Origin of the sequence: Pseudomonas sp. BP01 (assembly GCF_022760795.1) — a bacterium.
In the GTDB taxonomy this organism is placed as follows: domain Bacteria; phylum Pseudomonadota; class Gammaproteobacteria; order Pseudomonadales; family Pseudomonadaceae; genus Aquipseudomonas; species Aquipseudomonas putida_Q.
Window position 1 is genome coordinate 1 of the sequence record NZ_JAFBKA010000017.1, and the last position, 25,201, is coordinate 25,201.

Here is a 25,201-nt window from a genome sequence, read left to right on the forward strand (position 1 = left end):
TGGACTGCCCCCGAAAAGTTGGACAGCTTCAGCTAGCAGCCTCAGCAGCATGGGCCCTGTATTTCACAGGGCTCATGCCATTGAGCTTTAGCTTGATACGGTCATGGTTGTAGTAGTGGATGTACTCGTCCAGACCGGCTTTCAGTTCTTCAACGCTCTCGAAACGGTTCAGGTAGAAAAACTCGGACTTAAGCGTACCAAAAAAGCTCTCCATTGCCGCATTGTCCAGGCAGTTTCCTTTGCGTGACATGCTCTGGTTCAGTCCTCGCTCTGCCAGCTTGTGGCGGTACTGGGAGTGCTGGTAGTGCCAGCCTTGATCCGAGTGAAGCACCAGCTTCGGCTTGTTTCCCAGGCGATCGAAGGCCTTGTCCAGCATGTTGGTAACCAGCCCGAGGCAGGGCCTGCTGGCCACTTCGTATGCCACGATTTCGGCGTTGTACAAGTCCATCACGGGAGAGAGATAGACCTTTTTCTGAGCCACTTTAAACTCGGTCACATCGGTCACCCACTTCTGATTCGGGCGCTGCGCCAGGAAGTTTCGCTCCAGCAGGTTAGGCGCGATGGTGCCGACGACGCCCTTGTACGACCGGTACTTTTTGGGCCGTACGAGCGAGCGAAGATCAAGCGCGACCATCAAGCGTTCTACGACTTTCTTGTTAACCAAGGTGCCGGCGTTGCGGATCACCGCCGTCACACGCCGGTAACCGTAAAGCCCCTTTTCCTCGTGATAGACACGCTGAATCAGCTGTTTCAGGACAGCATGCTTGTCAGGTTTGGCCTGCGCCTGAAGTTGGTAATAGAACGTGCTGCGAGGCAAGTCAGCCAGTTGCAGAACGGCGGCCAAGGGAAACCTGTCCTTGAGCGCCGACACGATCAGGGCTTTTTGGGCTGACTTCGCTCCTGCTTCTTCAGTTCTTCCAGCTTTTTTAGGTAAGCGTTCTCCATACGCAGCCACTCAAGCTCAGCCAGCAACTGGTCGCGGCTTTTATCGGTGTCATCGGACGTCGTAGGTTTTATGGGGTAAGGTTTTTTCGACATGGCAGCGGGTTTTCTTCTCTTGGAAGCAGACAAATCCAGACTCCCACTGTAGTGCTGCCGCGCCCAAATGCCTATCTGCGAGGACTGACCAAGACCGAAATGGGCAGCGGTCTGGCGCAAGGAAAGCTGATGCTTGTGCATGTACTCAAGGACTGAGCGCTTATAGGCCGTACTGTACCGCTGGCCGGTTTTGCGCAGGCTGAACTGACCATGCTTCTGGAAAGCGGAGAACCAGCGCCGCAGCAGGCTGAAGTCCACTGCAAATCGCCGAGCTACTGTTCTAAATCCTTCACCACCCTCCAGATAAGCCTGGACGGCGGTGAGCTTGAATTGATCTGAATACTTGCTCATGTGAACACCCCAAGAAATTGGATTGGTGTCCAACTTCATGGGGGCAGTCCAGTGATCGCGCCAGCTTTCAGGTGTTGTGCAAGACAGTTGCCCCCACAGGTACTGCATATGCCTGAAGCCTGCTCGGTAACTGTGGGAGCGGGCGTGCCCGCGAAGAATCCAACACGGTGAATGGCACCGGCTGCGCCGGTGTTCGCGGCTAAAGCCGCTCCCACAGTGATCGCGCCAGCTTTCAGGTGTTGTGCAAGAAAGTTGCCCCCACAGGTACTGCATAAGCCTGATGCCTGCGCAGCCCCTGTGGGAGCGGGTTTACCCGCGAAGAATCCAGCGCGGTGGATGGCACCGGCTTTGCCGGTGTTCGCGGGCGGGCCCGCTCCCACAATGATCGCGCTAGCTTTTAGATGCTGTGCAAGACAGTTGCCCCCACAGGTACTGCATATGCCTGAAGCCTGCCCGACTACCCGTGGGAGCGGGCATGCCCGCGAAGAATCCAGCGCGGAGGATGGCACCGGCTTCGCCGGTGTTTGCGGGCATCAGGACCTGATCTTCACAAAAACAAGCTCCGGGTCACCTTCATCCAGGTTTTCAACCTGGCCACTCCCAATAAAGCCGCACCTCGCAAGCAGCGCCTGCATCGGCAGGTTCGACGCGTTGGTCGAGGTGAACAGCTTGCCCCCCTGGGCCCGGAATTCCAGCCCACGAAGAATGGCTACGCCTACGCCACGGCGCCGTGCCGAATCCCGCACCACGATGAGCGGGATGAAATCCTGCCCGAAAAATGAGGTGTCCAGTACGCCATAGCCCAACAGCAGCGCAGGATCGTCAGCATCCGTTGCCACCCAGCACTGGCCGCAAGCTACCGCGTGGGCAATGCATTCCCGCCGGTGCTCTTCGCGCTGCGCGATGACATCAAGATCAAAGAGCGCATTGAGGTCGGCTTGCCGGGCGAGCCGCATGTGTGATTCCAGAGCCATTTCTTCCTCGTATCAAAAGCAACTCAGTGGGTTTGCTATCAGAACGTATCACGCATGCCTGCCGGCCTTCACACAAGCGATGACACAATGCTTGCAAATGACACAAAGTGTCACTAAGATCGCCATGTGTCCTGGCAACGCCACTACGACGACCAGCCAGCGCCAGCCCTTTCCCATGCAGGTACCGCCCATGACGACCACCATGCACATCCCCAAGGACCAGCTCGTCAAACTCGCCCAGCAGCAGATGCTGACGGCCCTGGCCGACAACACCTACACCGCCCGGCAAAAGCTTGCCCTCACCTGCCGCATCCTGTTCGACGGCGGCCACGACTCTGGCCTGGCCGGGCAGATCACCGCACGTGCGCAGGAGCCTGGCACCTACTACACCCAGCAACTGGGCTTGGGCTTCGACGAAATCGCCGCCTCCAACCTGTTGGTGGTAGACGAAGACCTCACCGTGCTGCAAGGCCGCGGCATGGCCAACCCGGCCAACCGCTTCCACAGCTGGCTGTACCGCGCCCGCCCCGACGTCAACTGCATCATCCACACCCACCCGCTGCACAGCGCCGCCCTGTCGATGCTGGAAGTGCCGTTGGCCATTTCGCACATGGACCTGTGCCCGCTGTTCGATGACTGCGCATTCCTCAAGGAATGGCCAGGCGTGCCGGTGGGCAACGAGGAAGGTGAAATCATCGCAAAGGCGATTGGCGACAAGCGTGCAATCCTGCTTTCCCACCACGGCCTGCTGATTGCCGGTGGCTCGATCGAGGAAGCCTGTGTGCTCGCCCTGCTGTTCGAGCGCGCAGCGAAGATGCAGCTGCTGGCCATGGGGGCCGGTGATATCCGCCCCATCCCCGAAGCACTGGGCAAAGAAGCCCACGACTGGATCTCCACCCCCAAACGTCACGGCGCCGCGTTCAGCTACTACGCACGCCGGGCCTTGCGCGCCCACGGCGACTGCCTGGGCTGATCGAAGCTGTACTCTTTCCTCAACAACGGCAGAGGTGCCTGGTCATGTCTACACCTGTAATTCGCGGCGTTATCGGTTACACCATCACTCCCTTCACGGCTGACGGCACGCTCGACCTGGATGCCCTGGGTACATCCATCGACAGCCTGATCGCAGACGGCGTGCACGCCATCGCACCGCTGGGCAGCACCGGCGAAGGGGCCTACCTGTCCGACAGCGAATGGGAAACCGTGGTGCGCTTCAGCCAGGCACGCATTGCCGGCCGCGTGCCCAGCGTGGTCAGCGTTTCCGACCTGACCACCGCCCGTACCGTGCAGCGCGCCCGCCTGGCGCAGGCCTGCGGCGCGACGGCTGTGATGGTGCTGCCCATTTCCTACTGGAAGCTCACCGAAGCCGAAGTGATCGCCCACTACAAGGCCGTCGGCGCGGCCATCGACATCCCGATCATGCTCTACAACAACCCGGGCACCAGCGGCACCGACCTGTCAGTGGAGCTGATCCTGCGCATCCTCGGCGAAGTGCCCAATGTGACCATGGTCAAGGAAAGCACCGGCGACATTCAGCGCATGCACCGCCTGTTCAAGGCCACCGATGGCCAAGTGGCTTTCTATAACGGTTGCAACCCGCTGACCCTGGAAGCCCTGGTGGCCGGTGCCACCGGCTGGTGCACCGCCGCACCCAACCTGATCCCGGCACTTAACCTGGCGCTGTGGGACGCCGTGCAGCAAGGCGACCTGGCCGCAGCCCGCGCACTGTTCTACCGCCAGTACGAGCTGCTGGAATACATCACCCGCCGCGGCCTGCCCACCACCATCAAGGCCGGCCTGAAAATGCTCGGCCAGGATGTCGGCGCACCGCGCCTTCCCCTGCAGCCGCTGGATGCGCAAGGCAGCAACTACCTGAAAAGCCTGCTGACCGAACTGGCCAACTGACCTTGAAACCTGCCCGGCGGCATCTCGCCGCCGGGCCTTGCTGCACCCGACCTTTACCAGAGGCAACCATGGACGCGCCTGCACAAAGCTCTTCAACCCCGTTTCGGCTTACAGACATCCTTCACCCCGTGATAGCCGGGCTGGTTTCGGTCATCGTCAACTACGGCGGCACCTTCATCCTGGTGTTCCAGGCCGCCAAGGTTGCCGGGTTGAGCCCGGAGCTGACTTCATCCTGGGTCTGGGCCGTGTCGATCGGTGTCGGCCTCAGCGGCCTGTTGCTGTCCTGGTACAGCCGCGAGCCGGTCATCACGGCCTGGTCCACGCCAGCCGCAGCGTTCCTGGTCACCGCCTTGGCCAGCGTGCCCTACAGCGAAGCCATCGGTGCCTACCTGCTGTCGGCCGCCGGCTTCGTGGTGCTGGGGCTGAGCGGGTACTTCGAGCGCCTGGTGCGGGTTGTCCCTGGCGGCATTGCCGCCGGGCTGCTGGCGGGCATCCTCCTGCAGTTCGGTATCGGTGCCTTTGCCAGCCTGTCGCTCGACCCTGTTCTGGCCGGGCTGCTGATTGCAGCCTATGTGGCATTCAAACGTTTCACCGCCCGTTACGCGGTAGTCGGCATTCTGCTACTGGGCCTTGGCTACCTGCTGCTGCAGGGGCAAGTAGGCCTGACGGCATTGCAGCTGGAATTCGCCTCACCGGTGTTCACCGCGCCCACCTTCACCCTCAACGCCGCTCTCAGCGTGGCCCTGCCCTTGTTCCTGATCACACTCACCGGCCAGTACATGCCCGGCATGCTGGTGCTGCGCAACGACGGCTTCAAGACCAGCGCCAACCCGATTGTCGCGGTCACCGGCCTGGGTTCGTTGCTGATGGCGCCATTCGGTTCACACGCCTTCAACATCGCCGCCATCACCGCGGCCATCTGCACCGGCAAGGAAGCCCATGAAGACCCGGGCAAGCGCTGGGTGGCGGGGATTGCTGCCGGTGTCTGCTACATCCTTGTCGGGGTGTTCGGGGTCACCCTGGCGAGTGTATTCATGGCCCTGCCGGGTACCTTCATCACTACCCTGGCCGGCCTTGCCCTGCTGGGCACCATCGGAGGCAGCCTGGCCAGCGCAATGGCCGATGCCCGCTCGCGTGAAGCAGCGCTGATCACCTTCCTGGCGGCGGCGGCCAACATCAGCTTGTTCGGCATTGGCGGGGCGTTCTGGGGGCTGGTCATTGGCCTGCTGGCCTATACCGTGCTGAACGGCCGCCTGCCTCGCGTCAAACGCTCCCGCCGGTAAAAGGCTTGCCTCCCCCCCGACCCTGCGCCATGTGCCCACCCGTTCGACAGGTACCGACATGCCCCACGCTGGCCCCAAGCTGCTTACCCAAATTGCTGCCGTGCACTTCGTCAGCCATGTGCACATCATGCTGATCCCGGCATTGCTGCCCGTCCTCCCCGGCCTGCTGGGCGTGGGGTTCGTCGAGCTTGGCGTGGCCTTGGCGGTGTTCAACATCGTCTCTGCGTTGGTGCAGGCACCGCTGGGCTATGCCGTCGACCACTACGGTGCGCGCAGGGTGCTCAAGGCCGGCTTGCTGTTGGGCAGCCTCAGTTTCCTGCTGCTGGCGGCCAGCCCCGGCTATGCGATGTTGCTGGTGGCGATGGCCATGGCCGGGCTGGCCAATGGCGTTTACCACCCTGCCGATTACGCGTTACTGGCCAAGGGCATCGAGCGAGGCCGCCTGGGGCGTTCGTTCTCGATCCATACGTTTGCCGGTTTCCTCGGTTCGGCAGTAACGCCAGCGGTGTTTCTCGGCATTGCCGCCGTGTTTGGTACACGGGCAGCCCTGGCAGCGGGTGCGGTGGTGGGTGTAGCCGCGCTGCTGCTGATCTCGGTGCCAGGCAGCGGTATCTATCAGATTTGCGGGCATGGCAACAAAAGTGACACCGGCCTTGGTGCAGCGCCGGGCCGGGTGCGTTTGTTCACGCCGATGATCGGTGTGTTGACGGTGTTGTTCATCCTGCTGAACCTGAGCACCAGTGCCATCGAGAAATTCTCCGTCGCCGCCCTGGTCCAGGGCCAAGGCCTGACCCTGGCCTGGGCCAACACGGCGCTCACGGCGTTTTTGCTCAGCAGTGCGGTGGGCGTTTTGTGCGGCGGGGCCCTGGCTGACCGCACCCGGCGCCATGGCCTGGTGGCAGCCCTGGCCTTTGCCCTCGCGGCGGCGCTGACCACGCTGGTGGCGCTGGGGCTGGTGCGGGACTGGGCCTTGGTGGTGGTGCTGGGGGCCATCGGCTTGCTGACCGGGGTCATCGCGCCATCGCGGGACATGCTGGTCAAGGCGGCGGCGCCCCGTGGCGCCGAGGGCAAAACCTTCGGGCTGGTCTCGACCGGCTTCAACATCGGCGGCGCCATCGGGCCCGTTGCGTTCGGCTGGATGCTCGACCAGCGCCTGCCTGAAGGCATCTTCATCGCTTCGGTGGTGTTCATGCTGCTGACCGTGCTGCTGACCCTGGCGCAGGAGGCATATTTATCCAGAAAGCCTCGCCAGCTGGCTTAGACCCTAGGGCTGCTTTGCAGCCCTTTCGCCGGCAAGCCAGCTCCCCCAGGACTCCACTCTTCTTGAGTGCGGCGCGATCCGTGTGGGAGCCGGCTTGCCGGCGATGAGGCCGGTTCAGGTTGATAAAGCTACCGGGTTCGCATGCACCACTCGCCCGCCTGCCGCTGGCCGATTGATGAACAACATATCCAGCACACTGTTGCGTAACCCCTTCAGCGCATTCCAGTTCGCCGAGGCATGCACATACCTGTCACGCAACAGCCGCTGCTCATCCTCGGTCAGCCCAGGCTGTTCACATTCACCCAAGGCAAACGCATGCAACTTGCGGCTGATCTCCAGCAATTCAGCCGGCAACACATGCTCCGCCTGCCCGCCCAACGGCGCAAACGGCACCGCCGCCTGCACCGCCAGCTCACGCATGACACTCAGGTATACACGGGAAAGCTGCCCCGCCACCTCCCGCTCCCGGTACACCGCCGCATACACCTGCTTTTGCGCCTCGGCTGGCCGCCCGCCGGCAATCGGTTCCTCCCAGGTAATCACCCTTGCACCCAGGTCACCAACCGCTGCGCCCAACAGGTCACTCACCTTGGCATGCACACACGTCCGGTCGGTGCGCATAGCCGATGGCACACGTTGTGACTGAGGTTTGCACAACAGCACCTGTTCCTGCGTGAAGTCCGGATAACCACCGCCGATGTTCGAATGCACACCCGGCAACACGATGTCGTGACCGCTGCTCACCAACGGGAAGTTGTGCCGCTGCTCATCCCCGGCCACCAATTGCACCACGTGCCGGGCAATACCCTCACCCAGGCCCAGGCGCAAGCCGCCATGACGGTCGTCGGCAGGGTCGAAATCGCCCTGCAACGGCGCAACGATCGCCGCCACGGTGTCGAACAGGCCTATGAAATTGATCGTGATGTCGCAAGTGACGGCCAGCACCCCGCCCCCGTCAGCGTGCAGCAGATTTGCCAAGTGACGCACCGCCGCGGCACCGCGGCTGAAGCCGAACAGGTCGAACTCGGCCCCCTCGAGTCTTGCGAGAGGATGGGCGTGCGCCCAATCCCGCAGCTGCCCGGCGATACCCTCCAATGCCTCGGTGACTCGTGACTCGACGCCGGTGCGCCCGCGTCCGGTGGCCGAGGCATACGCATGATCCTCAGCGCCCTCCAGGGTGCCCACCCCCTGGACATAACGGCTTAGAAACGCCATTGCGCCGTCGCCGCTCGCCCCGTCTGCCGGATAAAGCGCGTGCAACAGGGCCACATTGCTCAAGGCGTTGGTATAACTGGCGCCCTTGCCGCCGTTCGACTCTGTGGGCATCACATTGTGCTGGTTATTACCGGTGCCATCGAAAAACACGCCAAATCTCAAGATCATCGTTGTGCGCCTGCTTGCGTCAAAAACACAAGCAGGCGCCAGGGCGCCGCCGCTGAACATCAGCCTATGGCCAGCCATTTGCAGGACATTTCTGTACGTGCATGGCCCAGGGCCGGATAAATTTCCAAGCCGCCATTGGTCGCCACCCCCCCGGATGGATTAAAGTATCACCCCTCGCCAGGGCAGCTGCCTCCAGCCCGCCTGCGGCCCCATACCAGGAACCGTCACCGATGGAACACCGTGAAGCGCTGACCGCGCTGCGCACCTTTCTTTCTTCGCAGATCCTAGGCCAGGAAAAACTGGTCGAACGGCTGTTGATCGTGCTGCTGGCCGACGGCCACATGCTGGTCGAAGGTGCCCCGGGCCTGGCCAAGACCAAGGCCATCAAAGAACTCGCCGAAGGCATCGAGGCGCAGTTCCATCGCATCCAGTTCACCCCCGACCTGCTCCCGGCCGACATCACCGGTACCGAAATCTACCGCCCGGAAACCGGCAGCTTCGTGTTCCAGCAGGGGCCGATCTTCCACAACCTGGTGCTGGCCGACGAAATCAACCGGGCCCCGGCCAAGGTGCAGTCTGCACTGCTCGAAGCCATGGCCGAGCGCCAGGTCAGCGTGGGCCGCAGCACCTACGACCTGTCGCCGCTGTTCCTGGTCATGGCCACGCAGAACCCGATCGAGCAGGAAGGTACCTACCCGCTGCCCGAAGCCCAGCTCGACCGCTTCCTGATGCACGTAAAAATCGGCTTCCCCGACGCTGCGGTGGAGCGGCGCATCCTGGCGCAAGCCCGTGGCGAAGCGCTGGGCGGCGAAACCAAGCCCGAGCGCCGGGTCAGCCAGCAGGCCATCTTTGCCGCGCGCAAGGAAATCCTCGGCCTGTACATGGCCGACGCGGTGGAGGAATACCTGGTGCAGCTGGTAATGGCCACCCGCACCCCGGCCAAGTTCGACACCGAGCTGGCCGACTGGATCGCCTACGGCGCCAGCCCACGCGGCTCCATCTCGCTGGACCGCTGTGCGCGTGCCCACGCCTGGCTGGCCGGGCGCGACTTCGTCAGCCCCGAAGACATCCAGGCCGTGCTGTTCGACGTGCTGCGCCACCGCATCATCCTCTCGTTCGAGGCCGAGGCGGCGGGGATCGACCAGGACCGAGTGGTCCAGCGCATCCTCGACGTCGTCGCCGTTGCCTGAGCCCATGCCCACCGCGCAGCAGGCCGAACCCGGCATCCGCATCGGCCTTGCCGAGCTGATCGACATGCGCCACCGCGTGCGCGAAATCCAGCTGTTTTCCAAGCCCGGCCAGCGCAGCCCGCTGGTGGGCCTGCACCATTCCAAGCTGCGCGGGCGCGGGGTGGACTTCGATCAGGTGCGCGTGTACCAGGCCGGCGACGATGTGCGCAACATCGACTGGCGGGTCACCGCACGCACCCAGGAACCGCACACCAAGCTGTTCCACGAAGAGCGCGAGCGGCCGATCTTCATCCTCGTCGAGCAAAGCCAGCGGCTGTTCTTCGGTTCGGGCCTGCTGTTCAAGTCAGTGTTGGCGGCCCAGGCCGCAGCCCTGTTCGGCTGGGCCGCACTGGGGCACAACGACCGCATCGGCGGGCTGGTGTTCGGCGACAACGACCCACACGAAATCAAGCCCCGGCGCAGCAAGCAGAGCCTGCTGCAATTGCTAAACCGCCTGGCCAAGGTCAACCAGTCGCTGCACACCGAAGCCGTGCCACAAGCCGACAGCCTTGGCCTGGCCTTGCGCCGGGCCCGCGAAGTACTGCGCCCAGGCAGCCTGGCCATTGTCATCTGTGACGAGCGTTCGCTGACCGCTCAGTGCGAACAGCACCTGGCCATGCTCTCGCGCCACTGCGACCTGCTGCTCTTGCCAGTATCCGACCCGCTCGACCACGCCCTGCCCGCCGCCGGCCTGTTACGCTTTGCCCAGCGCAGCGCGCAGCTGGAGCTCGACACCCTGGACGCCAACCTGCGCCAGGCCTATCGCAAGCAGGCCGAAGCACGCATCGAGCGCTGGGAACTGATGGCCCAGAAGCTGCGCGTCGTGCTGATGCCACTTAGCACCCAAAGCGACATGATCGAGCAGTTGCGCGAATACCTGAACGCCCAGCGGCCAAGGAGCGCGTCATGAACCCGCTCGACCAGTTGCACCCGCTGATCGACCCGACGCCTGTCGGCCTGTGGCCGCCGGCACCCGGCTGGTGGCTGCTGCTGGCTGTGCTGCCATTGCTGTGTTGGGGGCTGTGGCGGCTGCGCCGCTGGCGCCCGGCCAAACGCCGCATCGTGCGCGCCGAACAGCCCTTGGACCCGGTGCGTGTGGAAGCCCTGGCCGAGCTGGCACGCCTGCCGCGCCCGTACGACGGCGCCCCGGCCGGCGCCTGGCTGCAACAGATCAATGCCCTGCTCAAGCGCCTGTGCCGCAGCCATTATCCGGGCGCCAACAGCCACACCCTCAACGGCCGCCAGTGGCTGGCATTTCTCGACAACCGCTGCCCAGCCGCCGGCCTGACCCGCTGGATGGTGCTGGTCGAAGGCGCCTACAAGCCCGAGTGCAAGCTCGACGACAAGGCCATTGTCGGGCTCAGCCAGGCCGTCGAAACCTGGATCCGCAAGCATGTTTGAACTGGCCTGGCCGTGGGTCTTCGCCCTGTTGCCGCTGCCGTGGCTGATGCGCCTGCTGCTGCCGGCCGCCGACAGCGGTGAGCCGGTACTCAAGGTAGGCTTCCTCAGCGAACTGGAAGGCCTGGCCGGGCGCCGCGCACGGCTCAACCTGCCCACCTGGCGCCAGCAGGCGCCGTTCGTGGTCATCTGGCTGTTGCTGCTGTGCGCCGCCGCCCGCCCGCAGTGGTTGGGTGAACCGGTACCGGTGGCCGCCAGCGGCCGCGACCTGCTGGTGGCGGTAGACGTGTCCGGGTCGATGGATTTTCCCGACATGCAGTGGCAAAACGAAGACATCAGCCGCCTCGACCTGGTCAAGGCGCTGATGGGCGACTTCCTGCAAGACCGTGAAGGCGACCGCGTGGGCCTGATCCTGTTCGGCAGCCAGGCGTACTTGCAGGCGCCGCTCACCTTCGACCGGCGCACCGTGCGCACATTCCTGATCGAGGCGCAGATCGGCATCGCCGGTAAAAACACCGCCATCGGTGACGCCATTGGCCTGGCGGTCAAGCGCCTGCGCCAACGGCCGGCACAAAGCCGGGTGCTGGTGCTGATCACCGACGGCGCCAACAACGGTGGGCAAATCCACCCGCTGACCGCTGCTCGCCTGGCTGCCCAGGAAGGGGTGCGCATCTACACCATCGGCATCGGCGCCAACCCCGAAGCCAGTGGCACCCCTGGCCTGCTTGGCCTTAACCCGAGCCTGGACCTGGATGAAGCCTCACTCAAGGAAATCGCCGACATCACCCACGGTGCCTATTTCCGTGCCCATGACGGTGCCGAACTGGACGCCATCGGCGACGCCCTCGACCAGTTGGAGCCGGTAGCCCAGCAACCGACCCAGGCCCGCACGGCCCAGGCCCTGTACGCCTGGCCCCTGGCCCTGGCGCTGCTGCTCAGCGCGCTGCTGGTGGTGGCCGTGCAATGGCCCGACAACCTGCTGCAACGCCTGCTGCGCAAGCCGCGTTTCCTGCAGCCGCACCCGGAATGGCGCCAGCGTCTGAAGCGCCTGCGCCTGCGGAGGCGGCGATGATCGAACTGTGGCCCCAATGGCTTCGCCCGCTGTGGCTGCTGGCCGTGCCCCTGCTCGGCTGGCTGCTGTACAAGCTGTGGCACCGGCGCAAGCGCGCCGGGCGCTGGCAGATGATTTTGCCGCCCGCCTTCCATGGTGTGCTGTTGGGCGGTGGCAGCGGCAGCACCAGCAAGCTGCCGTGGATAGCACTGGGCCTGGCCTGGGCGCTGGTGATCCTGGCCCTGCTTGGGCCCAGCTGGCAGCGCGTGGAAGAAAGCCGCCAACGCCCGGCCGACCCGCTGGTAATCCTGTTGGAGCTGACCCCGCAGATGCTCGCCGAAGACAGCCCGCCCAATCGCCTGGAACAGGCCCGGCGCAAGGTTCTCGACCTGCTCGAACACCGCCGCGACAGCCAGACCGCGCTGGTGGTATATGCCGGTTCGGCGCATACCTTGGTGCCGCTGTCCGATGACCTGGCCACCACCCGCAACCTGCTGGAGGCCATCGACCCGTCGATCATGCCAAAACCTGGCCAACGGGCCGACCTGGCCGTACAAAAGGGCCTGGCCTTGCTGGCCCAGAGTGGCCTGGGCCAAGGCCGTTTGCTGCTGATCGGCTCGTCGCTGAGCGCCCCGGAACGCCAAGGCATCAGCCAGGCCCTCGGCCGTCAGGGCCCGAGCCTGCTGATGCTGGGCATCGGCAGCCGCGAAGGCGCCCCGGTGCGCCAGGCCAGCGGCGAATACCTCAAGGACGACCAGGGCGGTATCCTGCTGCCACGGCTGGACAGCGCCAGCCTCAAGGGCTTTATCAGCGGCACGGGCGGACGCTACCGGCATGCCCGCATCGACGACCTCGACCTGCGCGGCCTGGGCCTGTTCGACAACCCGCGCACCGCGCGCAATGACGGCCAAACCCTGCAGCTGGACAGCTGGGCCGACCAAGGGTACTGGCTGCTGATCCCGTTGCTGTTGCTGGCCGCTTGCGCCGGCCGTCGTGGCTGGCTGTTCTGCCTACCTCTGCTGCTGGCCCTGCCACAGCCCAGCCAGGCCTTCGAGTTCAACGACCTGTGGCTGCGCCCCGACCAGCAAGGCCAGCGCCTGCTGGAGCAAAACCGCCCGGCCAGCGCCGCACGCCACTTCCAGAACCCGCAGTGGCGCGGCATGGCGCTGTACCAGGCCGGCGACTATGCGGGTGCCGCCGAGGCGTTTGCCCAAGGCGATACGGCCGCCGCCCACTACAATCGAGGCAATGCCCTGGCCCGCAGCGGCGAACTGGAGGCCGCCCTGGACGCCTACGAGCAAGCCCTGGAGCGCCAGCCAGACCTGCAACCCGCGCTGGACAACCAGGCGCTGGTGCAACAACTGCTGCAACAGCGCGAGGCCAAGGCCGAGGAGCAGCCGGCCAGCAGCGAAGCCCAAGGTACACCCGGCAGCGAAACCGACGGCAACAGCAGCTCGGCCAGCAGCCCGGCCCAGGGCACGCCCGGCAGCGACGAACAAGCCAACGCCGAACAGCCCGGTGAAAGCAGCAATAACAGCCAGGCCGCGCCCGGCAACCAGGCGGGTGCTGACGACAATGTCATCCAGCCGCCACAGCGCCCGGTATCGACCAACCTCGACACCGAACAGCGCCAGGCCCTGGAACAATGGCTGCGGGAGATCCCCGATAACCCGGCGGAGCTGCTGCGGCGCAAATTCTGGTATGAACAGCAATTGCATCAGGAAACCCCACGATGAGTCGCTTCGGCGTCTTTCTGCTCACCCTGCTATGGGCCGTGCTGGCCCAGGCCGAGCCGCTGCTGCAAGCCAGCGTTGACCGCACACGCCTGGAAGCCGGCGAGAGCCTGGAGCTGACCCTGGAAAGCCAGGACGTCACCCAGTTCGGCAAGCCCGACCTGCGCGCCCTGGAAGGTGACTTCGACGTGCGCGGCACGCGCCAGCTGAACAGCCTGCACACCCTCGACGGCGAAACCCGCGCCAGTACCCGCTGGATCATCACCCTGCTACCAAGGCGCAGCGGCAGCCTGCGCATTCCCGAACTGCAACTGGGCCAGTCGCATAGCCAGGCCATCGAACTGCAAGTGCTGCAGGCCGATGCCAGTCGCCAGGACAGCGTCTCCCAGGTCTTCATCGAGGCAACGCTCGACAGCACCGACGTCTATGTTCAGGCCCAGGCCGTGCTGACCCTGCGCATCTATCACTCGGTAGCGCTGTACGACGACAGCAGCCTGAGCCCGCTGCAACTGGAAAACGCCAAGGTCGAGCCACTGGGCGAATCGCGCACGTATGAAAAGGAAATCAACGGCGTGCGTCATGGCGTGATCGAAACCCGCTATGCGGTGTACGCCCAGCAAAGTGGCAGCCTCGACATTCCATCATTGACCTTTACCGCCACTGCCGCCGCCAGCAACGACGAAGCGTCACAAGCCAATGGCACGGCCCGCGCCGGCCGCCAGGTGCAGGTCAGCTCGCTGCCCTTGCACCTCAACGTGCGGCCTATTCCCGCGGCCTGGCCCGCTGGCGTGCCGTGGTTGCCAGCCCGCAACCTGACCCTGGAAGAGCACTGGAACCCCGACCCGGGCAGCCAGCAGGTGCAGATTGGCGACTCGCTGACGCGCAACATCACCTTGCGTGCCGAGGGCTTGTCCAGCCCCCAACTGCCGCCGCTGCCCGCCACAGAGATCATCGGCCTGCGCCGCTACCCCGACCAGCCGCTGCTGCGCAACGAAATCAGCGAGCGCGGCATGACCGCCAACCGCGAAGAGCGCGAAGCCCTGGTGCCGACCCACGCAGGTGCGCTGACCTTGCCGGCGCTGGAAGTGGCCTGGTGGAACACCCGCGAAGACCATCTGGAACACAGCAGCCTGCCAGCGCGCACATTGAACGTGCAAGACAACCCGGCGTTGAGCGCCGACACCCCGGTGGGCGACAACAGCAGCGCCAGCACCCTGCTGTGGCCTTGGCAACTGGCCACACTGGTGTTCGCCCTGACCACCCTGCTGGGCTTCGCCCTGTGGTGGCGCGCCCGCTCGCGGCCGGCGGTGCTGCGCGCGGCGCAGACCGGGCCAAGCCCGCGCACCCTGCTGGACGACCTCAAGCGTGCGTGCCAGGCCAACGACCCCCAGGCCACGCGCCAGGCGCTGGATGCGTGGGCCCGGCAACAACCGGAAACCCTGGCCGAGATGGCTGCGCGCTTCGTGCCGTTGTCGGATGCGCTGGATGGGTTGAACGGGGCGCTGTACAGCGAAACCGGGCAGTATTGGCAGGGTGAGGACTTGTGGCGGGCGATTGGTACCATTCCGACGGCTGAGCAGGTGTTACTGCCCGCTGGGGAGAACGGCAGCTTGCCGCCGCTGTATCCCAAGTAGGCCACTGCCTGCACGTCCCCACAGATACAGCACATGTATTGAGCCTTGAGCAGTACCTGTGGGAGCTGGCTTGCCGGCGAAAGGGCCGCAAAGCGGCCCCTGCGGTTTTGCGGCGATGCGAAGATTCTGGGGGCGCTACGCACCCCTTTCGCGACACAAGGCCGCTCCTACAGTTACCATACCGCCCTTTCCCCGCTTGTCCGACTCGACACCAACAGGTCATCCATGCGTCTGTTTCATACCTCCGACTGGCACCTGGGCCAAAGCCTGCACGGCCAGGAACGCGACTTCGAACACGCCTGCTTCCTCGACTGGCTGCTCGGCCAGCTGCGCCTGCGCCAGCCCGATGCGCTGCTGATTGCCGGCGACATCTTCGACACGGTCAACCCGCCGGTCAAAGCCCAGGAGCGCCTCTACGACTTCATCGTCCAGGCCCATGAGCAACAGCCCAAGCTGGACATCGTGATGATCGCCGGCAACCACGACTCCGGCTCGCGCATCGAGCTGCCCGCCGCATTGATGCGGCGCCTGCGCACCCATGCCCTGGGCCGGGTGCACTGGCTGGACGAAGGCCAGCTGGATGCCGAGCGCCTGTTGATCCCACTGACCAACGGCCGCGGCAAGGTCGCCGCCTGGTGCCTGGCCCTGCCCTTCCTGCGCCCGGCCGAGGTCACAGGCCCGAACCTGGGCGACGACTACCTGCAAGGCATCACCCAGGTGCACCAGCAACTGATCGCCGCCGCGCAGAAAAAGCGCAAGAAAGACCAGGCGCTGATCGCCATCAGCCATGCGCACATGGCCGGTGGCTCGGTGTCGGAGGACTCGGAGCGCAGCCTGATCATCGGCAACGCCGAGGCACTGCCGGCCAAGCTGTTCGACAAGGCCATCAGCTACGTCGCCCTGGGCCACCTGCACAAACCGCAGAAGGTCAACCGCGAAGAACGCATCCGCTACAGCGGCTCGCCGATCCCGCTGTCGTTCGCCGAAATCAACTACCCGCACCAGGTGCTGGAAGTGGAGCTGGACGGCACCGACCTGGTCAGCGTAGAACCGCGCCCGGTGCCGCGCGCGGTGGCTCTGCAACGGGTCGGCCCGGCGCCGCTGGGCGAACTGCTGCAGCAACTGGCCGACCTGCCCGTGATCGACCTGCTCGAAGACCCCAACCGCCAGCCCTGGCTGGAAGTGCGGGTGATACTGGACGAGCCGCAACCCGACCTGCGCCAGCAGATTGAAACTGCACTGGAAGGCAAGGCCGTGCGGCTGATCCGCATCAGCGCCGAATACGCCGGCCGCAATAACGCCGAAGACGATGACCTGGCCTTTGTCGAGCTCTCCCAGATGACCCCGCAAGACTTGTTCAGCCGCGCCTGGGAACAGGCTTACGGCAACCCCGCAGATGAGCAGGCGCTGGCCGACTTTGCCCTGCTGTTGCAGGACGTGCAGCAGGAAGAGGAGCAGCCATGAAGATTCTCGCCATTCGCCTGAAGAACCTGGCATCGCTGGCCGGCCCGGTCGAAATCGACTTCACCGCGGAGCCCTTGGCCAGCGCTGGCCTGTTCGCCATCACCGGGCCTACCGGGGCCGGCAAGAGCACCCTGCTCGACGCCCTGTGCCTGGCGTTGTTTGGCACGGTGCCACGCCTGAACGACATCGGCCGCGAGGCCAAGGTGCCCGACGCCGACGGCGAAATCCCCACCTACGACCCGCGCAACCTGCTGCGCCGGGGCACCGGCAGTGGCTTTGCCGAAGTCGACTTCATCGGCATCGACGGCCGCCGCTACCGCGCCCGCTGGGAAGCCAACCGCGCCCGCGACAAGGCCAATGGCAAGCTGCAGCACAGCCGCCAGAGCTTCTACGACCTGGACAGCGAACAGGTGCTGGGCAGCGGCAAGAACGAATACAAGCAACTGGTCGAAGCCCGCCTTGGCCTGAACTTCGAGCAGTTCACCCGTGCGGTGATGCTGGCCCAGAGCGAGTTCGGCGCTTTCCTCAAGGCGGACGACAAAGAGCGCAGCGAGCTGCTGGAAAAGCTCACCAACACCGCCATCTACACCCGTCTGGGCCAGCGCGCTTTCAGCAAGGCCCGTGAAGCCGGCGAGGCGCACAACGCCCTGAAGGACCGCGCCAGCCACCTGCTGCCGATGGCCGCCGAAGCCCGCACCGACCTTGACCAGCGCCTGGAGCAGGCGCAGCAGCAGTTCAAGGCCGATCAGGCCGGCGAGCGCCAACTGGAACAACAACGCAACTGGCTGAATGAGCAACGCCAGTTGCAGGCCCAACATGCCGAAGCCGGCACCGCGCTACAGGCCGCCGAACACAGCTGGCAGCAACTGGCCGAACCCCGCCTGGACCTCGTTCGCCTGGAGCGTCTGGCCCCGCAGCGCCACCAGTTCCACCGCCAGCAGGCGCTGACTGCGCAACTGGCACCCGTGGCCGCGAAAATCGCAGAACAACAGCAGCAGCAAACCGAGCTGCAGGTGCGCACGCTCGAGCTCGAACAGGTGCTGAGCGCCGCACGCCAGGCGCTTGCCGACAGCCAGGCCCGGCACAGCGAAAACGCACCGCGCCTGCGTCAGGCCTTTGCCGCCCAAGACAACCTGGCCCGCCTGGACCAGGAGCTGGCCGCGCAGCGCAGCAACAGCCAACAGGTTGAACAGCAAGTCGCCGACGGCCAGCAGCAATTGCAGCAGCTGGAAGACAACCAGCAGCGCAGCCTGCAGCAGCTGGCCCAGATCGACACCGCGCTGGCCGACAGCCAGCACCTGGCAGGCCTGGCCAATGCCTGGCACGCCTACCTGCCGCAGCTCAAGCAGGTGATGCTGATTGGCGGCCGCCTGGCCAAAGGCCGTGAAGAACTGCCCGGCCTGCAGGCCCAGGCCAGCCAGGCCAATGCACACTTGCAGGCCGAGCGCGACGCCTACGACCTGCTGTTCCGCGAGGCCAAGGCCGAACCCCAGGCGCTTGCCGAACAAATCGACCTGCTCGGTGGCATGCTGCAGGACAACCGCAAGCAGCAACGCGCCGTCGAGGAGCTGTCGCGCCTGCATGGCCGTGAACAAGAGCTGCGCCAGCAGCTGGATGCCGTGCGTGAACGGCAGCAGCAGGCGATGCAGCAACGCCAGCAACTGATTACCGAAGGCACCGCCGCCAAAACCGAGCTGGAGGCCGCCGAACAAGCGCTGACCCTCACCCGCCAGCTGCTGCAGCGCCAGCGCCTGGCGCGTAATACCAGCGTCGAAGAACTGCGCGGCCAACTGCGCGACGGCGAACCCTGCCCCGTGTGCGGCAGCGCCGAGCACCCGTTCCATCAGCCCGAAGCCCTGCTGCAAAGCCTGGGTCGCCATGACCAGGCCGAAGAAGACGCCGCGCAGAAGCAGGTCGAAAGCCTCAACACCAAGCTGGTGGAACTGCGTACCCAGCTGGGTGTGGTCAACGCACAGCTCAAGGACTACCAACAGCAACTGCAACAACTGGGTGAACAGCTGCAACCGCTGGTGGCCCAGCTACAGGCTCACAGCCTGTGGCCGGCCCTCGCTCCGCAGGACGACAAGGCCCGTAGCACCTGGCTCGACGGCCAGTTGCGGCGCCTGGACGAAGAAATCGGCCAGGACGAGAAGCGCCAGAGCGCCCTGCTCGCCCTGCAAAAAGACGCCGCCCGCCTCAACCAGCAACTGCAGGCTGCCCACGACGCCCAGCAGCAGGCCCAGCGTCACCTGGAGCAACAGCACCAAGCCCTGGCCAACGATGAGCAGCAGTTGCAGCAGGGGCTGAGCGACCTCGCAGGCGTATTGCCCGAGGAAGCGCTCAAGGCCCTCAACGAAGACCCGGCGAATGCCTTCCTCGCCCTCGACCAGCAGATTGCCCAGCGCCTGCAGCAACTCGAGCAGCGCAAGGACGAACTGGAAGAACAACAAGCCCGACAGGCACAGCTGGACAAGTTGCGCGACCAGCAACAGGCGCGCGTGCAAGGCCAGCAGCAGTTGCAGCAGCAACTGACCGCCCTCGACGAACAACGCCTGCAAGCCCAGGCTTCGCTCGGCGAACTGCTGGGTGAACACTCCAGTGCAGAAGCCTGGCAGCAGCACATGGACACCTCGCTGGAGCAAGCCCGCGCCCTGGACGCCGACACCGCCCAGCGCCTGCAAGACCTGCGCACCCAGGGGGTGCAACTGGCCAGTGAGCTCAAGGCCAACGTCCAGCAGCAACAGGCGCTGGACGCCGAGTGCAAGCAGTTGCAGGGCCAGATCGCCCAATGGCGCAGCGAGCACCCGGAACTGGATGACGCAGGCCTGGATCGCTTGCTGGCCATGGACGATGCGCAAGTCAGTGAACTGCGCCAGCACCTGCAAAACGCCGAGAAAGCCATCGAACAAGGCCGCGTATTGCTGCAGGAACGTGAACAACGCCTGCAACAACACGCCGCACAAATGACCGTGGACACCTCGGCCGAAGCCCTGGAGCAAGCCCTGAGCGGGCTGCGCGAGCGCCTGGCCGGCCACGAGCAGCAGTGCGCCGAACTGCGTGCACAGCAGGCCGACGACCAGCGTCGCCAGCAGGCACACCAGGCGTTGGCGGCAGAAATCGAACAGGCCCATCAGCAATGGCAACGATGGGCCCGCTTGAACGCCCTGATCGGTTCGGCCTCGGGGGATGTGTTCCGCAAGATCGCCCAGGGCTACAACCTCGACCTGCTGCTGCACCACGCCAACACCCAGCTGCGCCAGCTGGCCCGCCGCTACCGCCTCAAGCGCGGCGGTAGTGCGCTGGGCCTGCTGGTGCTGGACACCGAAATGGGCGACGAACTGCGCTCGGTGCACTCGCTGTCGGGCGGGGAAACCTTCCTGGTCTCGCTGGCCCTGGCCCTGGGCCTGGCCTCGATGGCCTCCAGCACCCTGCGCATCGAATCGCTGTTCATCGACGAAGGCTTCGGCAGCCTCGACCCCGAGTCGCTGCAACTGGCCATGGACGCCCTCGACGGCTTGCAGGCTCAGGGCCGAAAAGTGGCGGTGATTTCCCACGTGCAGGAAATGCACGAGCGCATCCCGGTGCAGATCCAGGTGCGTCGCCAAGGCAATGGCCTGAGTGACGTGGAGGTGTGCGGGTGATCCTCTACTCGTTCCGCCGCTGCCCCTGGGCCATGCGCGCGCGCCTGGCCTTGCGTTATGCAGGGTGCGAGGTGGAAATCTGTGAGGTGGCGATGAAGAACAAGCCGGCAGCACTGCTGGCCTTGTCGCCCAAGGGCACGGTGCCGGTGCTGGATACCGGTGCCGGGGTACTGGAAGAAAGCCTGGACATCATGCGCTGGGCGCTGACGCAAAACGACCCGCAGGACTGGCGACTACAGGCCGACCCTGCGGCGGCGCAGCAGGCTGAAGCGCTGATTGCGCGCAACGACGGCACGTTCAAGGCCCAAGTGAACCTGTACAAGTATGCCGAGCGTTACCCGCAGCATTCCCGCGAGCATTACCGCCAGCAGGCTGAAACCTGGCTGGCGGAGCTCGAAGGCCTGCTGGCAGGACGACCCTACCTGCTGGCCGACCACCCGAGCATTGCCGATGCCGCGTTGCTACCCCTGATGCGCCAGTTTGCCGGGGTCGAACCGCAGTGGTTCGCCGAGGCAGCTTATCCGCGAGTGCGGAGCTGGCTGGAGGGGTGGTTGGCGTCGGAGCTGTTCAGGTCAGTCATGGCCAAATGAGTTCACACGATCCCTCGTAGGAGACCGCACAAGGCTCAGTGCTGCTGTTTGCCACTCAGGGCGGCATGGAAGTGGGCGCTCTGGCGCAGGTATTGCTCGGTGTAGCTGTGGGTGGCAGAAGCCTTGCTGCTGTCGGCATGGGCATGCGCAGGCAGTACGACCGATGCGGAAATGGCGGATGCGGCAATAACCGGGAAGAGATTGAAGTTCATCTGGGCTGACCTCGACGGCGGTGGTTTGACGGTGGCCCGTTTGGGCCTTGGGTCAAACTTACGCCGCCAAGGCCGCACGCAAAAATTCATTGCGGCAGTACCGATTATCACGCTGATCGATATCACTCGATGAACTTGAGGTCCGAGGGTGCATCCTGCTTCAGCGTCTGCACCGTCTCCAGCAGCTTGCCACTGCGTGGGTCGCGGCGTATCACCACGATCTGGTTGCTCTTCTGGTTGGCCACCAGCAGGAAGTTGTCACTCGGGGCCAGGGCGAATTCCCGGGGATGATCGCCTTCCACCGAACGACGCTGCAGGAACGTCAACTGACCGTTTTCCTTCCCCACGCCAAACACGACAATCTCGTTGGCCGTGCCGCGGTTGCTCACGTACAGGAAACGCCCGTCCGCCGACAGGTGCAAGCCACCTGCCGCCCTCGCTGCTACCTCCTGGCGCTCGGTCAGGGGTAAGCGCTGGCGTTCCACCAGGTTGCCGTCCTGCACATCGAACACCACCACCTCGGCGTTCATCTCCAGGGTGAGGTAGGCGTGCCGGCCCTTGGCGTCGAACAGCAGGTGTCGCGGCCCGCTGCCCGGCGGCAAGGCCACGGACGCAGGTATCGCCGCTGTCAGCGGGTGGTCCGCACTGGCACCGTCGTAGCGGTAGATGAACACCTTGTCGGCACCCAGGTCGCTGGCGTACAGGTGCTGGCCGTCCGGTGACAGCACCAGCGAATGCACGTGGGCACCGGCCTGGCGCTCAGCGTTGACCCCGCTCGCCTTGTGCCGGGCCTGTTGCACCGGGGGCTTGAGCTTGCCGTCCTTGGCCACCGGGATCACCACCAGGCTGCCACCGGGGGCGGGGTTGACCGCGTAGTTGGCCACGAACAGGAAGCGCTGGTCACGGCTGAGGCTGGCGTGGGTGGGCTCGTCGCCCTGGGTGGCCACCTGGTTGAGCGGCTTGATTTCGCCTTTGCTGCTGATGCTGAAACTGCTGGCGTGGCCCTGCGGGGTCTCATTCACCGCGAACAGCTGACGCTGGTCGGCGGACAACACCAGCCACGAAGGGCTGACGCTCTTCACCACCTGCAAGGGCGTGGGGTCGATATGGCCGGCCTTGTCGTCGAACTGATAGCGGTAGATGCCCTGGCTGGCACCATCGGTGTAGCTGCCCACCAGCAAGGTAGCGGCGTAGGAATTGATTGTGAGGCTCATCAGGCTAGCGGTCAGCAGGCTCGTCCAGATCCGGTTCATCTTGGTCATCATCCGGGGCGCGAAAGGCACTCATACAGACTAGCCGATGCTCGCCGTTGGCATCGTTGAGTTGCCACTCATCACCAGTGGCGACAGCGGCGGTGACTTGTTCGGGGGTGAAGGACCAGCGGCGCAGCTGGCGACCGTCCATGCATTCGACGGTGAGGCCGGATGCGTCGGCGGTGAAATCGAAGGCGTGCAGGCCGTCGATCAGGAGCATGTCGCAGGACTGCAGGGCGGTGGCGAGGGGGGACATGGGGGTACCAATCTGAAATAAGTTGGCATTATAACCCTGGGGCTGCTTCGCAGCCCAATCGCGACACAAGGCCGCTCCTACAATGGAACGCGAACCTCCTGTAGGAGCGGCCTTGTGTCGCGATGGGCCGCAAAGCGGCCCCCTTGCGATTCAATGGGCGAAAATGGACCCACCTTCCTTGCCCACCATCTTCTCCGGCTTTATCAGGAACCGTGCCAGCGCCGGCAGCAGCCACAGCGCGCCAAACATGTTCCACAGCAGCATGAAGGTCAGCATCAGCCCCATATCAGCCTGGAACTTGATCGCCGAGAAGATCCAGGTGCACACGCCGATGGCCAGGCACAAGCCAGTAAACAACACGGCTTTACCCGTGGAGCGCAGGGTCTGGTAATAGGCCTCCTGCAACGGCAACCCGGCACGCAGGAAGCTTTCCAGCCGGCTGTAGATGTAGATGCCGTAATCCACGCCAATCCCCACGCCCAGCGCCACCACCGGCAAGGTCGCCACCTTCACCCCAATGCCCATGTAGGCCATCAGCGCATTGCCCAGCACCGAGGTCAGTACCAGCGGCAGGACGATGCACAGGGTGGCGGCGAACGAGCGGAAGGTGATCAGGCACATCACCGCCACGCAGATGTACACCAGTATCAGGATGGTCAGCTCGGCCGACTTGATCACTTCGTTGGTCGCCGCCTCGATCCCGGCGTTGCCCGCTGCCAGCAGGAACTGCAGGCCTTCCTTGTTGTGGCTGTCGGCAAACGCCTTGGCCACGGCGGTAACCCGCTCCAGGGTCTCGGCCTTGTGGTCGTTGAGGAACACCAGCACCGGCGCCAGCGAGCAGTCACCGTTGTACAGGCCGTCGGCACGGGCGATGGAGTTGTTGAGGATGTCCGGGTTACGCGACAGGGTTTCCCATTTCAGGCTGCCCTCGTTCATGCCCTTGATCACCTGCTTGGACACGGTCACCAGGGAAATCGCCGACTGCACACCCGGGGTGTTCTGCATGGTCCACATCAGCTCGTCGATCGGCGCCATGGTCGAGTGGACCGAGCACTGCTCCGGCGGGGTCTTGACCATGATCACCAGCACGTCGGAACTGGTCGAGTAGTTGCTGATGATGAAGCTGTTGTCCTGGTTGTAGCGCGAGTCGGGGCGCAGCTCCGGCGCGCCCTGGTCGAGGTCGCCGATCTTCAGGTTCTGGCTGTACCAAAGGCCACCTGCGAAGGCGACCAGCGCCAGGGTGACAGACACCGGCGCCACTTTGGCACTGGCAAAGTTCGACAGCAGGCGCCAGAACGGGTGCTCGCGGGTGGCGTCCTTCTTGCTGCGCTCGATGGCCTTCTTGCTGATGCCGACATAGGAAATGGCCACCGGCAGCAGGATCAGGTTGGTGAACACGATCACCGCTACGCCGATGGAGGCGCCGATGGCCAGTTCGCGAATCACCCCGATGTCGATGATCAGCAGGGTAATGAAGCCCACCGCGTCGGCGAGGATGGCGATCATGCCCGGCAGGAACAGCTGGCGGAAGGTGCGCCTGGCCGCCGTGAGGGCGTTGTCGGCATCACTCGACTGCAAGGCGATGCCGTTGATCTTCTGCACCCCGTGGGAAATGCCGATGGCGAAGATCAGGAACGGCACCAGCATCGAGTAAGGGTCCAGGCCAAAGCCCACCGCATGCATCAGCCCCAGCTGCCAGACCACCGCCACCAGGGTGGTGATGAGCACGGCGATGGTGCTGCGGATGCACCAGGTGAACCAGTACAACAGCACCCAGGTAATGGCCAGGGCGACGCCGAAGAACATCGCCACCATCACCAGGCCGTCGATCAGGTCACCGACCTTCTTGGCGAACCCGACAATGTGGATTTTCACATTGGGGTTCTGCGCCTGGAACTTGTCGCGGATCTTCTCTTCCAGCAGGTGCGAGAACTGCTGGTAGTCCAGCTTCACCTGCTTGCCTGGGTCCTGCGGGTCGGGGTAGCTCTCCAGCAGCGGCACGTCGACGATGCTGGACTTGAAATTGTTACCCACCAGGCGCCCCACCTGCCCGGACTTGAGCACATTGTCGCGCAGGGTGTCGAGGCTATCCTGTGAGCCGTTGTAAGTGTTAGGGATCACCTCGCCACCGGAAAAGCCCTCTTCGGTCACCTCGCTCCAGCGCACGCTGGGGCTCCACAGCGACTTCAGCCCGGCACGGTCGACGCCGGGGATGTAGAACACCTCGTCATGAACCTGGCGCAGGGTCTCCATGTAGTCCTTGTCGAAGATGTCGCCATTCACCGCTTCCACCGAAATGCGCACGGTGTTGCCCAGGTTGGCCAGGTCGTTGCGGTGTTCCATCATCTGCTCGATGAACGGGTGCTGCAGCGGGATCATTTTTTCAAAGCTGGTAGACGGGCGAATCTGCGTGGCCTGCCAGAACAGGAAAATGCTCACCAGCACGCACAGCGCGATGACCACGGGGCGGTTGTTGAAGATCAGGCGCTCGAGCAGCGTGGGCTTGTCCTGGTGGTGCGGGTGCATGGTAATGCTCTCCCTGCTG

General features: G+C 64.5%; 20 protein-coding genes. 13 read left to right on the forward strand and 7 right to left on the reverse strand.

Annotation, left to right across the window (positions count from 1 at the left end; genetic code table 11):
• Positions 1-28: 28 nt before the first annotated feature.
• Positions 29-1,389, reverse strand: a protein-coding gene (locus JOY50_RS16365) for an IS3 family transposase (RefSeq protein ID WP_405045991.1) whose coding sequence is annotated in 2 segments (ribosomal slippage) — positions 29-909 and positions 909-1,389 — 1,362 coding nt in all. Because the reading frame shifts where the segments join, the coding sequence is not laid out codon by codon here.
• 533 nt (positions 1,390-1,922) lie between these two features.
• The gene (locus JOY50_RS16370) at positions 1,923-2,363 is read right to left on the reverse strand and encodes a GNAT family N-acetyltransferase (protein ID WP_238342546.1); all 441 of its coding nucleotides are present in this window, start codon (positions 2,361-2,363) and stop codon (positions 1,923-1,925) included.
• A 190-nt stretch (positions 2,364-2,553) separates the two neighbouring features.
• On the opposite strand from JOY50_RS16370, the gene JOY50_RS16375 reads away from it, so the two are divergent.
• The 4 genes from JOY50_RS16375 (at position 2,554) to JOY50_RS16390 (ending at position 6,812) form a co-directional block, all read left to right on the forward strand.
• Entirely contained in the window at positions 2,554-3,336 is a 783-nt protein-coding gene (locus tag JOY50_RS16375; RefSeq protein WP_016485560.1) for an aldolase, read from the forward strand.
• Positions 3,337-3,380: 44 nt separating this feature from the next.
• A complete protein-coding gene (locus tag JOY50_RS16380; protein WP_132846592.1) occupies positions 3,381-4,268 on the forward strand; it encodes a dihydrodipicolinate synthase family protein in 888 nt (295 codons plus the stop codon).
• A 68-nt stretch (positions 4,269-4,336) separates the two neighbouring features.
• The gene (locus tag JOY50_RS16385) at positions 4,337-5,551 is read left to right on the forward strand and encodes a benzoate/H(+) symporter BenE family transporter (RefSeq protein ID WP_132846593.1); all 1,215 of its coding nucleotides are present in this window, start codon (positions 4,337-4,339) and stop codon (positions 5,549-5,551) included.
• Between the two features lie 58 nt (positions 5,552-5,609).
• Positions 5,610-6,812, forward strand: coding sequence for an MFS transporter (locus JOY50_RS16390; RefSeq protein ID WP_243055538.1), 1,203 nt, complete (start codon positions 5,610-5,612; stop codon positions 6,810-6,812).
• A 114-nt stretch (positions 6,813-6,926) separates the two neighbouring features.
• Here JOY50_RS16390 and JOY50_RS16395 read toward each other — a convergent pair whose 3' ends face one another.
• A complete protein-coding gene (locus tag JOY50_RS16395; RefSeq protein ID WP_243055539.1) occupies positions 6,927-8,195 on the reverse strand; it encodes a DUF2235 domain-containing protein in 1,269 nt (422 codons plus the stop codon).
• A 230-nt stretch (positions 8,196-8,425) separates the two neighbouring features.
• Here JOY50_RS16395 and JOY50_RS16400 point away from each other — a divergent pair, with 230 nt between their 5' ends.
• The 9 genes from JOY50_RS16400 to JOY50_RS16440 all read left to right on the forward strand — a co-directional run bounded on the left by JOY50_RS16400 (position 8,426) and on the right by JOY50_RS16440 (position 20,935).
• A complete protein-coding gene (locus tag JOY50_RS16400; RefSeq protein ID WP_016500830.1) occupies positions 8,426-9,385 on the forward strand; it encodes a MoxR family ATPase in 960 nt (319 codons plus the stop codon).
• Between the two features lie 4 nt (positions 9,386-9,389).
• Complete coding sequence (locus JOY50_RS16405) at positions 9,390-10,334, forward strand: DUF58 domain-containing protein (protein WP_132846596.1); 945 nt, start codon at positions 9,390-9,392, stop codon at positions 10,332-10,334.
• Complete coding sequence (locus JOY50_RS16410) at positions 10,331-10,825, forward strand: DUF4381 domain-containing protein (protein ID WP_132846597.1); 495 nt, start codon at positions 10,331-10,333, stop codon at positions 10,823-10,825. Before JOY50_RS16405 ends, JOY50_RS16410 begins: the two co-directional genes overlap by 4 nt.
• Positions 10,818-11,894, forward strand: a complete 1,077-nt coding sequence (locus JOY50_RS16415; protein WP_138737382.1) for a VWA domain-containing protein — start codon at positions 10,818-10,820, stop codon at positions 11,892-11,894. The genes JOY50_RS16410 and JOY50_RS16415 overlap by 8 nt, the downstream gene beginning before the upstream one ends.
• Positions 11,891-13,609, forward strand: coding sequence for a tetratricopeptide repeat protein (locus tag JOY50_RS16420; RefSeq protein WP_138737383.1), 1,719 nt, complete (start codon positions 11,891-11,893; stop codon positions 13,607-13,609). Before JOY50_RS16415 ends, JOY50_RS16420 begins: the two co-directional genes overlap by 4 nt.
• Positions 13,606-15,240, forward strand: coding sequence for a BatD family protein (locus JOY50_RS16425; RefSeq protein WP_243055540.1), 1,635 nt, complete (start codon positions 13,606-13,608; stop codon positions 15,238-15,240). Before JOY50_RS16420 ends, JOY50_RS16425 begins: the two co-directional genes overlap by 4 nt.
• Before the next feature lie 225 nt (positions 15,241-15,465).
• Positions 15,466-16,704: an exonuclease SbcCD subunit D C-terminal domain-containing protein gene (locus JOY50_RS16430; RefSeq protein ID WP_132846601.1), complete on the forward strand. Its 1,239-nt coding sequence runs from the start codon at positions 15,466-15,468 to the stop codon at positions 16,702-16,704.
• Positions 16,701-20,345: an AAA family ATPase gene (locus tag JOY50_RS16435; RefSeq protein ID WP_243055541.1), complete on the forward strand. Its 3,645-nt coding sequence runs from the start codon at positions 16,701-16,703 to the stop codon at positions 20,343-20,345. The genes JOY50_RS16430 and JOY50_RS16435 overlap by 4 nt, the downstream gene beginning before the upstream one ends.
• The gene (locus JOY50_RS16440) at positions 20,342-20,935 is read left to right on the forward strand and encodes a glutathione S-transferase (protein WP_138737385.1); all 594 of its coding nucleotides are present in this window, start codon (positions 20,342-20,344) and stop codon (positions 20,933-20,935) included. The genes JOY50_RS16435 and JOY50_RS16440 overlap by 4 nt, the downstream gene beginning before the upstream one ends.
• A 35-nt stretch (positions 20,936-20,970) precedes the next feature.
• On the opposite strand, the gene JOY50_RS16445 is transcribed toward JOY50_RS16440, so the two are convergent.
• The 4 genes from JOY50_RS16445 to JOY50_RS16460 form a co-directional block, all read right to left on the reverse strand.
• Positions 20,971-21,147 carry a hypothetical protein gene (locus tag JOY50_RS16445; protein ID WP_192902540.1) on the reverse strand — a complete coding sequence of 59 codons (177 nt, stop codon included), beginning with the start codon at positions 21,145-21,147 and terminating at the stop codon, positions 20,971-20,973.
• 122 nt (positions 21,148-21,269) lie between these two features.
• Complete coding sequence (locus JOY50_RS16450; protein ID WP_243055542.1) at positions 21,270-22,400, reverse strand: lactonase family protein; 1,131 nt, start codon at positions 22,398-22,400, stop codon at positions 21,270-21,272.
• Positions 22,366-22,656 (reverse strand): DUF5629 family protein, encoded by a 291-nt coding sequence (locus tag JOY50_RS16455; protein ID WP_132846605.1) that lies wholly within the window; start codon positions 22,654-22,656, stop codon positions 22,366-22,368. Before JOY50_RS16455 ends, JOY50_RS16450 begins: the two co-directional genes overlap by 35 nt.
• Before the next feature lie 150 nt (positions 22,657-22,806).
• Entirely contained in the window at positions 22,807-25,182 is a 2,376-nt protein-coding gene (locus JOY50_RS16460) for an RND family transporter (protein WP_132846619.1), read from the reverse strand.
• Positions 25,183-25,201 lie beyond the last annotated feature (19 nt).

Bases quoted from the DNA above. Each gene is read 5' to 3' on its own strand.
- JOY50_RS16370 (WP_238342546.1), bottom strand. From the start codon at position 2,363: ATGGCTCTGGAATCACACATGCGGCTCGCCCGGCAAGCCGACCTCAAT.
- JOY50_RS16375 (WP_016485560.1), top strand. From the start codon at position 2,554: ATGACGACCACCATGCACATCCCCAAGGACCAGCTCGTCAAACTCGCC.
- JOY50_RS16380 (WP_132846592.1), top strand. From the start codon at position 3,381: ATGTCTACACCTGTAATTCGCGGCGTTATCGGTTACACCATCACTCCC.
- JOY50_RS16385 (WP_132846593.1), top strand. From the start codon at position 4,337: ATGGACGCGCCTGCACAAAGCTCTTCAACCCCGTTTCGGCTTACAGAC.
- JOY50_RS16390 (WP_243055538.1), top strand. From the start codon at position 5,610: ATGCCCCACGCTGGCCCCAAGCTGCTTACCCAAATTGCTGCCGTGCAC.
- JOY50_RS16395 (WP_243055539.1), bottom strand. From the start codon at position 8,195: ATGATCTTGAGATTTGGCGTGTTTTTCGATGGCACCGGTAATAACCAG.
- JOY50_RS16400 (WP_016500830.1), top strand. From the start codon at position 8,426: ATGGAACACCGTGAAGCGCTGACCGCGCTGCGCACCTTTCTTTCTTCG.
- JOY50_RS16405 (WP_132846596.1), top strand. From the start codon at position 9,390: ATGCCCACCGCGCAGCAGGCCGAACCCGGCATCCGCATCGGCCTTGCC.
- JOY50_RS16410 (WP_132846597.1), top strand. From the start codon at position 10,331: ATGAACCCGCTCGACCAGTTGCACCCGCTGATCGACCCGACGCCTGTC.
- JOY50_RS16415 (WP_138737382.1), top strand. From the start codon at position 10,818: ATGTTTGAACTGGCCTGGCCGTGGGTCTTCGCCCTGTTGCCGCTGCCG.
- JOY50_RS16420 (WP_138737383.1), top strand. From the start codon at position 11,891: ATGATCGAACTGTGGCCCCAATGGCTTCGCCCGCTGTGGCTGCTGGCC.
- JOY50_RS16425 (WP_243055540.1), top strand. From the start codon at position 13,606: ATGAGTCGCTTCGGCGTCTTTCTGCTCACCCTGCTATGGGCCGTGCTG.
- JOY50_RS16430 (WP_132846601.1), top strand. From the start codon at position 15,466: ATGCGTCTGTTTCATACCTCCGACTGGCACCTGGGCCAAAGCCTGCAC.
- JOY50_RS16435 (WP_243055541.1), top strand. From the start codon at position 16,701: ATGAAGATTCTCGCCATTCGCCTGAAGAACCTGGCATCGCTGGCCGGC.
- JOY50_RS16445 (WP_192902540.1), bottom strand. From the start codon at position 21,147: ATGAACTTCAATCTCTTCCCGGTTATTGCCGCATCCGCCATTTCCGCA.
- JOY50_RS16450 (WP_243055542.1), bottom strand. From the start codon at position 22,400: ATGAACCGGATCTGGACGAGCCTGCTGACCGCTAGCCTGATGAGCCTC.
- JOY50_RS16455 (WP_132846605.1), bottom strand. From the start codon at position 22,656: ATGTCCCCCCTCGCCACCGCCCTGCAGTCCTGCGACATGCTCCTGATC.
- JOY50_RS16460 (WP_132846619.1), bottom strand. From the start codon at position 25,182: ATGCACCCGCACCACCAGGACAAGCCCACGCTGCTCGAGCGCCTGATC.